Annotated in this window: 10 protein-coding genes; 6 read left to right on the top strand and 4 right to left on the bottom strand. The window is 71.6% G+C overall.

Annotated elements, in window-relative coordinates; all coding sequences use genetic code 11:
• Nucleotides 1–248 precede the first annotated feature (248 nt).
• Entirely contained in the window at nucleotides 249–1535 is a 1287-nt protein-coding gene (locus ACFV6V_RS29080; RefSeq protein WP_385570769.1) for a DUF6986 family protein, read from the top strand.
• A gap of 259 nt (nucleotides 1536–1794) precedes the next feature.
• Here ACFV6V_RS29080 and ACFV6V_RS29075 read toward each other — a convergent pair whose 3' ends face one another.
• Together ACFV6V_RS29075 and ACFV6V_RS29070 are read right to left on the bottom strand one after the other, a co-directional pair.
• Nucleotides 1795–2070 carry an antibiotic biosynthesis monooxygenase family protein gene (locus ACFV6V_RS29075; RefSeq protein WP_361289422.1) on the bottom strand — a complete coding sequence of 92 codons (276 nt, stop codon included), beginning with the start codon at nucleotides 2068–2070 and terminating at the stop codon, nucleotides 1795–1797.
• A 284-nt stretch (nucleotides 2071–2354) separates the two neighbouring features.
• Nucleotides 2355–3407: a LacI family DNA-binding transcriptional regulator gene (locus ACFV6V_RS29070; protein WP_385570767.1), complete on the bottom strand. Its 1053-nt coding sequence runs from the start codon at nucleotides 3405–3407 to the stop codon at nucleotides 2355–2357.
• 250 nt (nucleotides 3408–3657) lie between these two features.
• Here ACFV6V_RS29070 and ACFV6V_RS29065 point away from each other — a divergent pair, with 250 nt between their 5' ends.
• Together ACFV6V_RS29065 and ACFV6V_RS29060 are read left to right on the top strand one after the other, a co-directional pair.
• Nucleotides 3658–4605 (top strand): ROK family protein, encoded by a 948-nt coding sequence (locus tag ACFV6V_RS29065; RefSeq protein WP_385570765.1) that lies wholly within the window; start codon nucleotides 3658–3660, stop codon nucleotides 4603–4605.
• A 132-nt stretch (nucleotides 4606–4737) separates the two neighbouring features.
• Nucleotides 4738–5778 (top strand): NUDIX domain-containing protein, encoded by a 1041-nt coding sequence (locus tag ACFV6V_RS29060; RefSeq protein ID WP_385570763.1) that lies wholly within the window; start codon nucleotides 4738–4740, stop codon nucleotides 5776–5778.
• A gap of 68 nt (nucleotides 5779–5846) precedes the next feature.
• Here ACFV6V_RS29060 and ACFV6V_RS29055 read toward each other — a convergent pair whose 3' ends face one another.
• Nucleotides 5847–7211 carry a dipeptidase gene (locus ACFV6V_RS29055; RefSeq protein WP_385570761.1) on the bottom strand — a complete coding sequence of 455 codons (1365 nt, stop codon included), beginning with the start codon at nucleotides 7209–7211 and terminating at the stop codon, nucleotides 5847–5849.
• Nucleotides 7212–7360: 149 nt separating this feature from the next.
• On the opposite strand from ACFV6V_RS29055, the gene ACFV6V_RS29050 reads away from it, so the two are divergent.
• On the top strand, nucleotides 7361–8683 hold the full coding sequence (locus tag ACFV6V_RS29050) for a geranylgeranyl reductase family protein (RefSeq protein ID WP_385570759.1): 1323 nt from the start codon (nucleotides 7361–7363) through the stop codon (nucleotides 8681–8683).
• A 78-nt stretch (nucleotides 8684–8761) separates the two neighbouring features.
• Here ACFV6V_RS29050 and ACFV6V_RS29045 read toward each other — a convergent pair whose 3' ends face one another.
• Nucleotides 8762–9046 carry a DUF6332 family protein gene (locus tag ACFV6V_RS29045; protein WP_385570758.1) on the bottom strand — a complete coding sequence of 95 codons (285 nt, stop codon included), beginning with the start codon at nucleotides 9044–9046 and terminating at the stop codon, nucleotides 8762–8764.
• Between the two features lie 587 nt (nucleotides 9047–9633).
• On the opposite strand from ACFV6V_RS29045, the gene ACFV6V_RS29040 reads away from it, so the two are divergent.
• Together ACFV6V_RS29040 and ACFV6V_RS29035 are read left to right on the top strand one after the other, a co-directional pair.
• On the top strand, nucleotides 9634–11379 hold the full coding sequence (locus tag ACFV6V_RS29040; RefSeq protein WP_385570756.1) for an amino acid adenylation domain-containing protein: 1746 nt from the start codon (nucleotides 9634–9636) through the stop codon (nucleotides 11377–11379).
• A 205-nt stretch (nucleotides 11380–11584) separates the two neighbouring features.
• Entirely contained in the window at nucleotides 11585–14590 is a 3006-nt protein-coding gene (locus ACFV6V_RS29035; RefSeq protein WP_385570755.1) for a condensation domain-containing protein, read from the top strand.

Raw genomic sequence — 14590 nt, 5'->3', positions numbered from 1 at the left:
CCGATCTTCGACCTCGTCGACTACGGCGTCGTCGGCGACCTCTTCAACGTCGTCCCCCAGCTCACCGAGGACATCAACACCCGCAAGGGCTGATCGTCAGGTGGCATCCGTCCCGGGGCCGCGCGGTGCACTCCACCGCGCGGCCCCGTGCCGTTCCAGTGGACCATTGACGCAGCTCAGTCGTGCCGACTAGCTTCACCATGCGGATAGCTGGTTCCGGTGAACGGAAAATTGGAGGGTGTGCGGCGATGGGGCAGCAGGAGAAGGTGACCACCAGCCTGGCAGGCGGGATCGGTGAGGCCATCGGCGCCTCCCTCGCGCCGGTCGACTCCGAGCTCGCCCGCCGCTACCCCGGAGACCCCGGCATCCGTCAGCCCGTCCACACCGTCTACGTACCGGGCGAGGTGTTCTCCGCGGGCACCGTGCGGTCCTGGGGCGACCAGGCACTCGCCGCACTGGACGAGCACGCCCCCGACGCGGAGGCCCTCGCGCTCGTGCTGGGCCTCTCCGGCGAGCTCGCGGAGCCCGTGTACGCCCGGGTGAGGGCCAAGCTGGAGCGCGAGCCCATCGAGGACCTCCGGGTGGACTTCGAGGACGGCTACCGGGGCATCGACGAGGACACGGACGCGGCCCGCGCCGCCCGGCTGCTCGCCGAGGCCGATCCCGACACCACGGCGCCGTACACGGGTATCCGTATGAAGTGCATGGAGGCGGCGGTCCGCGACCGGGGCATCCGCACCACGGACATCTTTCTCAGCGGCCTGATGGAGCAGGGGGGACTGCCCGACGGGCTGATGCTCACACTCCCCAAGGTCACCTACCCCGAGCAGGTCGCGGCGTTCGTCCGCCTCCTGGAGGCCTTCGAGAAGGCGCACCGGCTGGAATCCGGACGGATCGGCTTCGAGATCCAGATCGAGACCAGCCAGGCCATTCTGGCCGCCGACGGCACGGCCACCGTCGCACGGATGATCGACGCCGCCGAAGGCAGGGCCACCGGCCTGCACTACGGCACCTTCGACTACAGCGCCTGCCTCGGTGTCAGCGCCGCGTACCAGGCGAGCGACCATCCGGTCGCGGACCACGCCAAGGCGATCATGCAGGTCGCAGCCGCCGGCACGGGCGTGCGGGTGTCCGACGGCTCCACGAACGTGCTGCCCGTCGGCTCCACGGAGCATGTCCACGAGGCCTGGAGGCTCCATTACGGCCTCACGCGCCGCGCCCTGGCCCGCGCGTACTACCAGGGCTGGGACATGCACCCGGCCCATCTCCCCACCCGCTATGCCGCGGTCTTCGCCTTCTACCGAGAGGGCATGGCCGCGGCGGCGGCCCGCCTCGCCGCCTACGCGGCGAGGACAGAGGGCGACATCATGGACGAGCCCGCCACCGCCAAGGCGCTCGGCGGCTATCTGCTGCGCGGGCTGGAGTGCGGAGCGCTCGACGAGGCGGAGGTCACCGGGCTCACCGGCCTGTCCCGCTCCGGCATCGAGGCCTACGCCCGTCCCCGTCGCGGCGGGCTCACGGTCGCGGCCGGCTGAGTGTCCGCCGGCTGACGGCCTGCCCCGCGTCCGACGCCCCGCCGCCGGAGTGCGGATCGCCGTTCGGCGGCTCGGCCGTCCACGGCCGCGGCTCGGGGCGCTTTCACGAGGGGCTCCACGGTGCTGCCGGCCGACGCGGGGCGCCTCGGATCCGGTGAGCGAAGGGCCTGGAGTGCCAGAGGGCGGGCCCGTCACACGGTGCGACCCTGCGCACGGAGACGGGCCCGCCACGCGCCCCACCGGCCGGTGGAGCGGACGGTCATTCCACGACGTTGAACACCGTGGTGGTGCGTTCCTCGAGGAGACACGCGTTCATCGGCTGGACGAGCACCTCGTGCTCGGAGCTCGTGCGCCACCGCTTGATGGCGTCCATGTTCTCCCACTCGCTGGTGAGCAGCCACTGGGCGGGATTCTCAGCCGAGCGGCACAGTTGCTCACTGAGATGGCCAGGACTGGCTGCGGCCTTTCTGCGTACCTGTTTGTACGCTCTGACGAAACCGTCCTCCATGCCCTCACGGACATGGAGCAGTCTCACGACACGGATGCGGTCCGAATCCTGAGAGACAGCTATCGAAGGCTTCACGATCCCTCTCCCTCCGCCTCGGGCGGAAATGCCGCCCCAACCATTGTCTTGAGTGGTGGACACAGCGCAACTTGGTGCAACTCTGCGTGTTCGCCACCGTGTGCGCCGACCGCTTGGCGCCGGTGTGCCCGGTCGCGGCGACCCGGTGCCGGCATGCGGGGTGTCCGGCCGGACGCAGGTGAACTCACCTTGCCGTGAGCGGGTGCTGCCCTTGTCGGCGGCGCCGGCCGCGATCCTCAGCGCACTCCGGGCGGAGGCGGCAGCTCACCAGAGCCACGGGCCAGCAGCCTGGTGGTCAGCTTCACGCGGGACGGCTCCTCGGCCGCCCCGTCCAGGCGGCGGAACAGCCGCTCCGCCGCCGTGCGGCCGAGGGCCGCCGCGTCCTGGGCGATGACGGTGATTCCCAGCAGATCGGCGAGCTCGATGTCGTCGAACCCGACCAGCGCGACGGGCCCGGCCGGGGCCTCGCGCCCCGCGAGCACCCGCACGGCCGTCACGGTCACCCGGTTGTTGCCCGCGAACAGCGCGGTGACCGGCTCCGGCCCGGAGAGCATCTGCTCCACCGCGGCCGTGACCCGCTCGGGCTCGGTCGAGCCGAGCGAGACCCAGCGTTCGTCCACCGGCAGGCCGGCGTCCTCCATCGCGCTGTGGTAGCCCCGCAGCCGCTCCTGCGCCGTGTGGATGCGGGGCTGGTCGCCGATGAACCCGATCCTGCGGTGTCCGTGTGCGATGAGATGCGCGACGCCGGCACGGGAGCCGCCGAAGCTGTCGGACAGCACCGCATCCGCGTCGATCCGCCCCGCGGGCCGGTCCACGAACACCGTGGCGATGCCGGCCTTGATCTCCGGTTCCAGATAACGGTGGTCGTCTCCGGCCGGGATGACGATGAGTCCGTCCACGCGGCGGGCGCACAGCGCGAGCACCAACTCCTGCTCGCGGTCCGGGTCCTCGGCGCTGGAGCCGTTGATGAGCAGTGCGCCGTGGGCACGGGCGACCTCCTCGACCGCCCGGCTGAGCGGACCGTAGAAGGGGTCGGCGAGGTCCTCCAGGACGAGCCCGACCGACGAGGTGCGGCCCTTGCGCAGCACGCGTGCGCTGTCGTTGCGCCGGAAGCCCAGGGCTTCGATCGCCTCCTGCACCTTGCGTTCGGTGTCCGGCGTGACGCCCGCCTCGCCGTTCACCACCCGTGAGACCGTCTTGAGTCCGACCCCGGCACGCGCGGCCACGTCCTTCATCGTGGGCCGGGTGCCGTAGCGGTTGGTCTCGGGTCGGCGGGCGAACTCGGCCACAGTGCGCTGTCCTTCTCGTCGTGTCTGCGTGTGCGGGTGCGTCTGGCTGGTGCGTCTGTCGGAGGCGATACGCCCGGTGCGGGCCGGAGGGGGAGCCCTGTGTGCTGCGCGCCCCGAAGCCGTGGTGCTGTGCGAGGCTGTGGCGTCGAGCATAGGCCCTGGACAACGTTGTCAGCGCAGTGGAGACTGGATGATCGAAGCCGCGGGTCCGGATCCGCCCCGCGGCCAGTCGCTGGGAGATCGCTCACTGATGCATAACGACCTCGTCGCCGCGCTCGACATCGGCGGTACCAAGATCGCCGGCGCGCTGGTGGACACCGCCGGCAGGATCCTGCTGCGCGCCCAGCGGCCGACGCCGGCGCGCGAGGACGCCGAGACGGTGATGTGCGCGGTCGACGAGGTGCTCGGGGAGCTCGTGGCCTCACCGCTGTGGCCGCACACCAAAGCCGTCGGCATCGGGAGCGCCGGGCCGGTGGACGCGTCCGCGGGCACGGTCAGCCCCGTCAACGTGCCGGCCTGGCGAGGGTTTCCGCTCGTGGACCGGGTGCGTACCGCATCGGGCGGCCTCCCGGTAGAACTGGTCGGCGACGGTGTCGCCATGACGGCGGCCGAGCACTGGCTCGGAGCCGCACGCGGGTATGACGACGCCCTGTGCATGGTGGTCTCCACAGGTGTCGGCGGTGGCCTGGTGCTCGGTGGCCGACCGCATCCGGGACCGACCGGCAACGCGGGCCACATCGGCCACATCAGCGTGGACCTCGACGGCGAGAAGTGCCCCTGCGGTGGCCGCGGTTGTGTGGAGCGGATCGCGAGCGGTCCCAGCATCGCGCGCCGCGCGCTCGACAAGGGCTGGCGGCCGGGCCGTGACGGCGACACATCGGCGGCATCGGTCGCCGCCGCCGCGGCGGCGGGTGACCCGGTCGCCGTCGCGTCCTTCGAACGTGCCGCCCAGGCGCTGGCCGCCGCCATCGCCGCGGTCGCGGCGCTCGTGGAGATCCGTATCGCCGTCATCGGCGGGGGAGTTGCGGGCGCCGGTGACGTGCTCTTCATCCCGCTGCGCAGGGCGCTCCACGACTACGCCACGCTCTCCTTCGTCCAGGGCATCGTGGTGGCCCCGGCCCGCACCGGGAGGGACGCGGGCCTCCTCGGCGCGGCGGCCGCGGCCACCGCGGCCGGACCGGACCGGCCCAAGGGCTGAGTCCGGGGGCGGCACAGCCCGGGGCGGCCGGTTCCGGACCGCTGCCGACCGGACGCCCTGGCCCGTACGGCCCCGTTCCATGGCAGGGTGTAGCGGAGAGTCCACTGGGGGCTACGGAAAGAGGGGGCAAGCGTGATCGTCTGGATCAACGGTACGTTCAGCGCGGGCAAGACCACTGCTGCTCGCGAGCTGATCGATCTGATCCCGAACAGCACGTTGTACGACCCCGAGGTGATCGGTGGGGCACTGCGGTATCTCCTGCCGCGCAAACGCCTGGACGAGGTGACCGACTACCAGGACCTGCCGATCTGGCGGCGGTTGGTGGTGGACGCGGCGTCCGCGCTGCTGAGCGAGGTCGGCGGGGGTGTTCTGGTGGCGCCCATGACGCTGCTGCGCCAGGAGTACCGGGACGAGATCTTCGGCGGTCTCGCCGCCCGTCGCATACCGGTGTGCCATGTCCTGCTGGCCCCGGAGGAAACGATCCTGCGAGCCCGTATCGCCGCACGCGAGGAGCCGGACATCCCCGACGCCGAAGAGCGCGTACGGCAATGGGCCTACGACCACATCGAGCCGTACCAGCAGGCGCTCCGGGGCTGGCTCAGAGCCGACGCCCATGTCATCGACACCTCGTGTCTGACACCCCGTGAGACCGCTGAGGCCATCGCCGAAGCCGTACGCACCGGCGCTGCCGGGGCCCGCGAGATCGTGCAGACGCCGGAGCCGACCGCGGAGACCGTGGCGGCCGGGGTGCTTCTCTTCGACCATGAGGACCGGGTGCTTCTCGTCGACCCCACCTACAAGCCCGCCTGGGAGTTCCCCGGCGGAGTGGTGGAGCCGGGGGAGTCCCCGGCCCGTGCGGGGATGCGGGAGGTGGCCGAGGAGATCGGCGTACACCTCGACACCGTGCCCCGGCTGCTCGTCATCGACTGGGAACCGCCACGGCCGCCCGGCTACGGCGGTGTGCGGATGCTCTTCGACGGCGGCCGGCTCGATGCCGGGACCGCCGCGGAGATCCTGCTGCCCGGCGACGAGCTGAGGGCCTGGCGGTTCGTGTCCGAGGAGGAGGCCGCGTCGCTGCTCCCCCCGCACCGCTACGAACGGCTGCGCTGGGCCCTGCGTGCCCGCGAGCGGGGGAAGGTGCTCACCCTGGAGGCCGGGATCCCCATCGGGTAGCGGCCGCCACAGGCACCCGGTCAGCCGTCACCCGGCGCCGGCTGACCGGCCGCCGCGGCACGCGTTCGCTACGCCTGCTTCGAGCGCGCGTAGTTCACCAGGAAATGCGCCTCGGCCACCGACAGCCGCTCCAGCTCCTGCGGCGACACACTCTCGTTCACCGCGTGGATCTGCGCTTCCGGCTCGCTCAGGCCGATCAGCAGAATCTCCGCTTCCGGGTAGAGCGCGGCAAGGGTGTTGCACAGCGGGATCGAGCCGCCCATCCCCGCCGACTGCATCTCCTCGCCCGGATACGCGATCCGCATCGCATCGGCCATGGAGGTGTACGCCGGGCTGTTCACGTCCGCGCGGAACGGCTGGCCCTGACCCACCTGCTCGAGGCTCACCCGGGCGTTCCACGGCGTGTGCTTCTCGAGGTGGGTGAACAGCAGCTTCGTCGCCTCGGACGCGTCATGACCGGGCGGCACCCGCAGGCTGATCTGCGCGCGGGCGCTCGCGGGCACCGACGGGGTGGCACCGGCCACCGGCGAGCAGTCGATGCCGATCACGGTGACGGCCGGGCGGGCCCACAGACGGTCGGCCACCGTACCGGAGCCGAGCAGGCCGACACCGTCCAGGACCTTCGCGTCCTTGCGGAAGTCTTCCACCGGGTACTGGAGGCCGTCCCAGGAGGCCTCGGCACCGAGGCCGTCGATGACGGTCGAGCCGTCCGCCGCACGCAGCGAGTCCAGCACCCGGATCAGGGCCGCCAGAGCGTCCGGCGCGGCACCACCGAACTGGCCCGAGTGCAGATTGCCCTCAAGGGTGTCGATCCGGACGCGGACCATCGTCATCCCGCGCAGGGTCGCGGTCACGGTCGGCAGCCCGACGCGGAAGTTGCCCGTGTCGCCGATCACGATCGCATCCGCGCGCAGCAGCTCCGGATGGGCCTCCGCGTACCGCTCGAGACCGCCCGTGCCCTGCTCCTCCGAGCCCTCGACGATCACCTTGACCGAAACCGGTATCCCGCCGCCGGCCTTGAGAGCGCGCAGGGCCAGCAGATGCATGATGAAGCCGCCCTTGCAGTCGGCGGCGCCGCGGCCGTACCAGCGGCCGCCCCGCTCCGTCAGCTCGAACGGCGGGGACACCCACGCGGCCTCGTCCAGCGTCGGCTGCACGTCGTAGTGCGCGTACAGGAGCACCGTCGGCGCACCTTCCGGGCCCGGCAGCAGGCCGTACACCGACTGGGAGCCGTCGGGGGTGTCGAGCAGCGCCACGTCCTGGAAGCCCTCCCCGCGCAGCGCGCCGGCCACCCAGTTCGCGGCCGCCTCGCACTCGCTTCGGGGGGCCACGGCCGGGTCCGCCACCGACTGGAACCGCACGAGCTCCGCCAGCTCCGTCTTGGCGCGGGGCATCAGGGTCGCGACGGTCTCGGCGATCGGATCCACGGTCATGGGCACGCTCCTTGCGGGTGCGACGTTGTCCTCGGTGGGTGTACTGCGAAGGTACGGCCGATCCTCCCACAGCGGGGGTGCCGGACCGCGCCCGTAGGATGCCGTCGAGAGCTTGGGCCATAGGTTCGGATCGGGAGCAGAAGCACATCGTGAGCAGCGAGAACGCAGACGCCGTCAGCGGACAGGGTGAGCCGGAGCGGGAGGTCCCGGTGTGGGACGTCGTCGTGGTCGGGGCAGGACCGGCCGGGGCATCGGCCGCGTACGCCGCCGCCGTTGCCGGACGACGGGTGCTCCTCCTGGAGAAGGCGGAGCTGCCCCGCTACAAGACGTGTGGCGGCGGCATCATCGGCCCGTCCAGGGATGCTCTGCCCCCCGGTTTCGAGCTGCCGCTCCAGGACCGTGTGCACGCCGTCACGTTTTCGCTGAACGGAAGGCTCAGCCGCACCCGCCGCTCGCGCCGGATGCTCTTCGGTCTCGTCAACCGCTCCGAATTCGACGCCGGCCTGGTCGAGCAGGCCCAGAAGGCCGGAGCGGAGCTGCGCACCGGAGCCACCGTCTCCCGCGTGGAGCAGCACGGTCCGGCCGTACCCGACCGCCGCACCGTCGCGGTCGTGCTCGCCGACGGGGAGACGGTGCTGGCGAGGGCCGTCGTCGGCGCGGACGGCAGTGCCAGCCGGATAGGGGCACACGTCGGGGTCAAACTCGAGCAGGTGGATCTCGGCCTGGAGGCCGAGATCCCGGTGCCCGCGACCGTCGCGGAGGACTGGGCGGGGCGGGTGCTCATCGACTGGGGCCCGATGCCCGGGAGTTACGGCTGGGTGTTCCCCAAGGGCGAGACGCTGACGGTGGGAGTGATCTCGGCCCGCGGCGACGGGGCGGCCACCAAGCGTTACCTGGAGGACTTCATCGCCCGGCTCGGTCTGTCCGGCTTCGAGCCCGCCGTATCGTCCGGCCATCTCACCCGCTGCCGCGCCGAGGACTCTCCGCTGTCGCGTGGGCGGGTGCTGGTGTGCGGTGACGCGGCCGGTCTGCTGGAGCCCTGGACCCGGGAGGGCATCTCGTTCGCACTGCGCTCGGGCCGGCTCGCGGGGGAGTGGGCCGTACGCATCGCCGAGGCGAACGACGGGGTGGATGCGAGGCGCCAGGCGCTGAACTACGCCTTCGCCATCAAGGCGGGACTGGGCGTGGAGATGGCGGTCGGGCGGCGGCTGCTCACCATCTTCGAGCGCCGCCCCGGCCTGCTGCACGCGACCCTCAGTGGCTTCCGCCCCGTCTGGAAGGCGTTCGCCGACATCACCCGTGGATCGACCTCGCTCGCCGGCATCGTGCGTTCCCGGGCGATGGTCCGGCGCGCGCTGGAGGCGCTGGACCGGGTCCAGCCGACTGATGCGGGGCCCGACGGCCGGGCCGGTGGGGAGACGGGCGGCGCGGCCGGGGATCCCGACTCCGACGGAGCGGTCGTCAGCCCCTGACATTGATCCGGAACAGCCGGGAACAGCCAGGAACTGTCCCGAACACAGTGCCCCGGGGAGCCTGACCGGCCCGGGGGCCTACGGGCGCTCGGGACCCGTCCCCTCGGGGCGGTTTGCCTGAGCACCGTCGCGTCCACGGGGAAAGCGCCACAGCACGTGCACGATGCGGGCCGTGAACACCACGGCCCCCAGCACGAGACCTGCGATCCGGAAGGCGCGTGCCGCGGAGCGCGGCAGATCCAGCGCGAACGCGGGTCCCATGACGGCCCCGCCCACCAGCGCCGCCGCGAAGGCGGCACTGAACAGCGCGTACCCGATCTCGACGGTGATCGCGTCCCGCTGCGCCTGAGTGCGTCTGCTCATGGGGAGAGTGTCACGAGCCTGTGGTGTGCGGTCAATCACCCACGTGTCACGGTCCGTTGCGGCCCTCCTCGGGTTTCGCTGTTCCACTGTCCCGACGGTCACTCCACGGAGCCGTCCTGGGACGTGTGATTTTCGAAAAGGTGAAGAGTGAACTTCCGGAATGGTCAATTCACTACGTGCTCGGCGACGCTGAAGTGACCATTCCGGAAACACGCCGAGCTGCCGCTCCCGGATCCGGGTGGCAATTTCAGACTGCCTCAGTCCTTGGGCGGGGGCAAGCGCAAGTGGCCTCTGTGGAAGGCGAGTTGTGCCTCCTGGCGTCGATTTTCGGTCAAGGTGTTCTCGAGTTTCCGCAGGTGGCGTGCGCGAGGAGGATGTGAGCGTCCGCCAATTGACTTTCGTGTGCTTGACGAGCGTTGACAAGATCTCGGGGCGGTGCGAGCCTCGGGGACAGCCATGCGGCGAAGTCGACGACCGAGCCGCGTAGCCATTGTTCGAAACGGGGGAAGTTGAAATTGCGTGACCAGTTAGGTGCTGTAGACAGTCCTGCCCGCGTTCAGACGGGGGCTCCCGGGGTGCATCGGCTAGTGGAGGAGTGGGTCCGACGCCGGCCCGACTCCCTCGCGGTGCACGACCCGGTCACAGGGAAGTCACTCACATACGCGGAGTTGTGGCACAGGGCCGGCGGGCTCGCCGGGGCGCTGGCCGGTATGGGGATCGGCAAGGGCGACCTGGTCGCCGTCGATCTGCGCCGGTCCACCGAGCTCGTCGTGGCCTTCCTCGGCATCGTCCGGGCGGGAGCCGCCTACCTGCCCCTCGACGCGCAGGCGCCGCGTGAGCGTGTGGCCGGCATCCTCGCCGAGTCCGCCGCGGCAGCGGCCGTGATCGCGCAGGACACCGAGCCGGACCGGATGCCGTCGGGGCTGCGCACGCTCACGGCCGAGGCCGCGGCGGACGGGCAGGCCCTGTACGAGGCCGGTGGAGAAGACCCGGTGTATGTCACCTACACCTCCGGGTCGACAGGGCGCCCCAAGGGCGTCGTCATCCCGCACCGTGCGGTGATCCGTCTGGTGACCGGACCCAACTACTGCGTCATCGAGCCCGGTGAGCGGGTCGCCAACACCTGCAACCCGGCTTTCGACGTCACCACCTGCGAGATCTGGTCCACGCTGACCTCGGGGGGCACGGTCGTACCGTTCCCCACGGTCACGGACCTCACGATGGAGGACTGGATCGCGCTGGTGCGCGACGAGCGCATCGCCACCATGTTCCTGACCACGTCCCTGTTCCACACGGTCGCCTGGGAGCAGCCCGGGGCGTTCGCCACACTTCGCAACCTCGTCGTCGGCGGCGAGCAGTTGGATCTCTCCGCCAGCCTGCGGGTTCTCGCGGCCGAGCCTCCCGCGCGGTTGGTCAACGGATACGGACCGACGGAGGCGACCGCCTTCGCCACGTACTTCGAGTGCACCCCCGAGAGCCTCGCCGGCCGTGAGCGGGTGCCGATCGGATACCCGCTCCAGCAGACCACCGCCCATGTCCTGGGCGACGACCTGGCCGAGGTCCCGCCGGGAGAGCCGGGCGAACTCTGCCTCGGAGGACCGGGAGTCGCCCTCGGCTACCTGGGCCGCCCGGACCTCACCGCCGACCGGTTCGTGACCGAACCCCGCACCGGCGACCTCGTCTACCGCACCGGCGACCTCGTACGGTTGCTGCCCGACGGGGCTCTGGAGATGCTGGGCCGACGTGACCGGCAGGTGAAGCTGCGCGGATTCCGCATCGAGCTGGAGGAGATCGAGCAGGCCGCCGTCGCGACCGGTCTCGCGGACGCGGCGTTCATCGAGAAGATAGGCGAGGGGACGGCGGCCGAGCTGGTCGGGTGCGTCCTTCCCGACTCCCGCTCCTCGGTGCCCGACGGCGACCTCCCCGGCGCGCTCACCGCCCGACTGGGCGAGCGGCTCCCTCCCTACATGGTTCCGCTGCGGTGGCTCGTCCTGTCCGAGCTGCCCATCGGTGCCACGGGCAAGGCGGACCGCGCCCGGATCGCGGAGCTGCTCGCCCGGCAGACCGGAGGCACCGAAGCCGGAGCCCCGGACGTGCTGCTGCCGGACGACGAGATCGCACGGACCGTCCAGAAGCTGTGGCAGGACGTCCTCGGGGCGGCCACCGTGTCCCCGGGTGACAACTTCATCGACATGGGCGGCAACTCCATCCTCGCCACCCAGCTCGCCTCCCGTATCCAGAAGCAGGTGCCGCTGCGGCTCGAGCCCGCGGACATCCTCCTGGCGGACTCCCTGGCCGACCTGGTCGGCAAGGTGCGCGCCGCCGCCGAGTGAGCCGGGGCGGGCTCAGCGGCTCCGCCCCTCCACCGTGTGACCGCCGAAGCGCAGAAGCGCGCGCGGATGCCCGATCCGGTGCGCCCCCCACCGCGGGGACGCCCGGTGCCCCCTTACGTACCGGGCTCTCTCAGGCCTGGCCTCTGTTCGCCTGTTCTCTATTCCACCAGTCCGGTTTCACCCTGCCCGTCGTGGAGGGAAAACGTTGGATAAGTCATGTCCGCCTGTTCCGCGCAGGCTCGGGGCACGCAGTGCGCCCCTGTCCTACGCCCAGGAGCGGCTCTGGTTCATCGACGCCTCCATGCCGGGGGCACCGACCTACAACGTCCCTTTGTTCACCCGGTGGCACGAGCCAGTCGACCCGGACGCGCTCGAGGCCGCCCTGACCGCAGTCGTGGCGCGCCACGAGATCCTGCGCACCACCTATGGCACGCGTGAGGGCGTACCGGTGCAGTACGTGGGCGAGCCTTGGCCCGTTCCGGTCGAGGTCGTCGATCTCAACGGGGTCCCGCACGCCGCCGAACGAGCCCGCGAGGACGCGGCCCGAAGGGCACGCGAGCCCTTCGATCTGGCCGAGGGCCCGCTGCTGCGCTGTGTGGTCTGGCGCGGTCTCCCGGACGGCGACGCGATGCTCCTGACCATTCACCACATCGCTGTCGACGGATGGTCGCTGGCTCCCGTCTTCGACGACCTCGCGGACGCCTACCGTCAGGCGTGCGCAGGGGACAAACCAGCACTGGACGAACTCCCCCTTCAGTACACCGACTTCGCCGTCTGGGACCGGGGCCAGGGAGACGACCCGGAGCTGCGGGAGCAGCTCGCGGAACGGGCACGGGAGCTGGTCAGGTCCCCGGCACGGCTGCCTTTGGCGGGCCGCCTGACCGGGGGCGAGCCCATCGGGTCGGCGCCCGGTGAACAGATCGACTTCCAGGTGCCGCAGGAGACCTGGGCGGATGTCTGCGCCCTGGCACGGACCCTGAGGGCGACCCCGTACGTCGTCGCGCTGGCCGCCTTTCAGGCAGTGCTCCTGCGCTGGTCGGGACGCACCGGGTTCCTCGTCGGCACACTCACCGCGAACCGCCCCCATCCCTCCCTGGAGGAGCTCTCCGGGTTCTTCGTCAACACCGTGCCGCTGCGCTGCTGGATCGAGCCGGAGGACGGCTTCTCCCTGCTGTGCCGCCAGGTGCGCGGAGAGGCGTTCCGCTCCCTCAGCCACCAGAGGCTGCCCTTCAACCAGCTGACCGCCGCCGTCACCGAGGCCAGGCAGGAAGGGCGCAGCGCACTGGTCGACGTGGGGTTCACCCTGCAGAACATGCCGCAGTCCGGCGACACGGCCCGGGCGCTGTGGCGCAGGCCGGTCGAGCTGCCCACCGGAAAGGCGAAGTTCGACGTCCTGATGCTCCTGGAGGAGACACCGGACGGGCTCAGGGGCGCGCTGGAGTACGCCACGGACACCTACCCCCGCGATGTCGCGGAGGGACTCGCACAGGATTTCCGGGAGCTGCTCACCGCGGTCGTGGCCGCCCCCGACCGGACGGTTCGCGAGCTGGTGGAGGGCCTGGGAGGCATCGAACCCCGGGTGGCCGCGCTCGGCGAGCCGCCGTCGGGGGCTGCACGGACCGCGACCGACCCGGCCGAGGTGCCCGAGATCGCGATGCGCCGGGCCGTCAGCCTGTTCACCACCGTCCTCGCCCAGGCAGGGCGACTGCGGACCGGGGAAGCCGAACCCGGGCCGGCGTCCGACTTCTTCAGCATGGGCGGGCATTCGTTGCTCGCGGTCAGCATGCTGACCGAGGCCCAGCGCCGGTACGGGGTGGCGGTGACGGCCCGCGCGTTCCTCGCGGACCCCACGGTCGCCGGTCTGGGCCGGCTGCTGTGCGCTCCGGAAGCCGAGCGGTCCCCCGAGCCGGCGGAGGCGAGGGCGGGCGAGCCTGGCCCCCACCCGGCGACCCCGGTCCAGCAGCGGTTCCTCTTCCTCGACCGGATCGCCGAGCAGCGCGCCGCGTACGTGCTGCCGACGGTGCTGGAGTGCGAGGGACCGCTGGACCACGCTCTGCTGCGCCGCGCGCTGGAGGAGGTGCTGGGCCGCCACCCGGCGCTGCGGTCGCGTTTCGCGCTCGACCGCAAGCTCAGGAAGTTCGTCTACCGGACGGACGGCTCCGCGCCGGAGGTACGCGAGACCGACGCGACGCACTGGTCCGACGACCGGCTGTCCGCCCATGTCGACGAGCTGGCCTGGACCCCCTTCGACCTGGCCACCGAGGCCCCGGCCCGCGCCGATGTCATCACGGCGGGGGAGAACCGCACGCTGATCGTCCTGGCCGTCCACCACGCTGTCGCGGACGGCTGGTCGGCCCGGCTGCTGACCCTCCAGACGGCCGAGGTGTACCGGGCGGCGCTGGAGGATCGCGCACCGGTACTGGCGGACCCGGTACACCCCAGGCTGCTGGCCCCCGCCGACGACGACAGCGCCTTGGCGACCCGCCTGGCCGAACTCTCGGGCGCCCCCGTCGATGTGGCGCTGCCTCATGACCGCCCCCGCGGCAACCGGCAGTCCACCGCCGCACGCTCCTGCCGCGTGACTCTTGGCGAGGATCTCACCGGCCGCCTCCGCACGGTCCTCGACGAGCTCGGCTGCACCACCTTCATGGGGGCCGCCGCCCTGCTCGCCGCCACACTGGCCCGGGGCGGTGAGCAGCGGGACTTCCTGTTCACCTTCCCCTGGGCGGGGCGGGAGACGGCCGGTGCCGACGCTGCCGTCGGCATGTTCGTCAACACATTGGTGCTGAGGGCCGATCTGAGGGACGGACCCAGCTGGCGCCAACTGCTCGGCAGGCTGCGGCGGGCCGGTACCGACGCCTACCGGGCGGCCGATCTGCCCTTCGACGCGCTGGCGGCGGCGCTCCACCCCGACCGGGGGCTGGACCGGCCGCCGGTCACGCCGGTCTACCTGGCGGCCGTGGACGTCCCGGACGGCACACCGGACTTCGGTCCCGGTGTCGCGGTGCGCCGCCGGAAGCCGCACCACATTCACACCAAGTACGAGCTGGAGCTGACGGCCGTCGTGGACGGCGGCCGGCTGGAGCTGAACGCCGAGTACGCGACCGCGCTGTTCGACGCGGACACCGTCGCCGACCTGCTGTCGTCGCTCACCGCGAGCGCGGCCGATCTGGTGACCGATCCTGACGCGCCCGTCATCAAGGAGAAGTGA

This window comes from Streptomyces sp. NPDC059828 (genome assembly GCF_042731955.1).
Lineage (GTDB): Bacteria > Actinomycetota > Actinomycetes > Streptomycetales > Streptomycetaceae > Streptomyces.
The sequence above is the reverse complement of the archived record's forward strand: the minus strand, read 5'-3'. Positions and strand labels throughout refer to the sequence as shown.

What these genes read in the sequence shown, in the direction of transcription:
- ACFV6V_RS29080 (WP_385570769.1), top strand. Translation starts at nt 249, where the DNA reads ATGGGGCAGCAGGAGAAGGTGACCACCAGCCTGGCAGGCGGGATCGGT.
- ACFV6V_RS29055 (WP_385570761.1), bottom strand. Translation starts at nt 7,211, where the DNA reads ATGACCGTGGATCCGATCGCCGAGACCGTCGCGACCCTGATGCCCCGC.
- ACFV6V_RS29045 (WP_385570758.1), bottom strand. Translation starts at nt 9,046, where the DNA reads ATGAGCAGACGCACTCAGGCGCAGCGGGACGCGATCACCGTCGAGATC.
- ACFV6V_RS29065 (WP_385570765.1), top strand. Translation starts at nt 3,658, where the DNA reads ATGCATAACGACCTCGTCGCCGCGCTCGACATCGGCGGTACCAAGATC.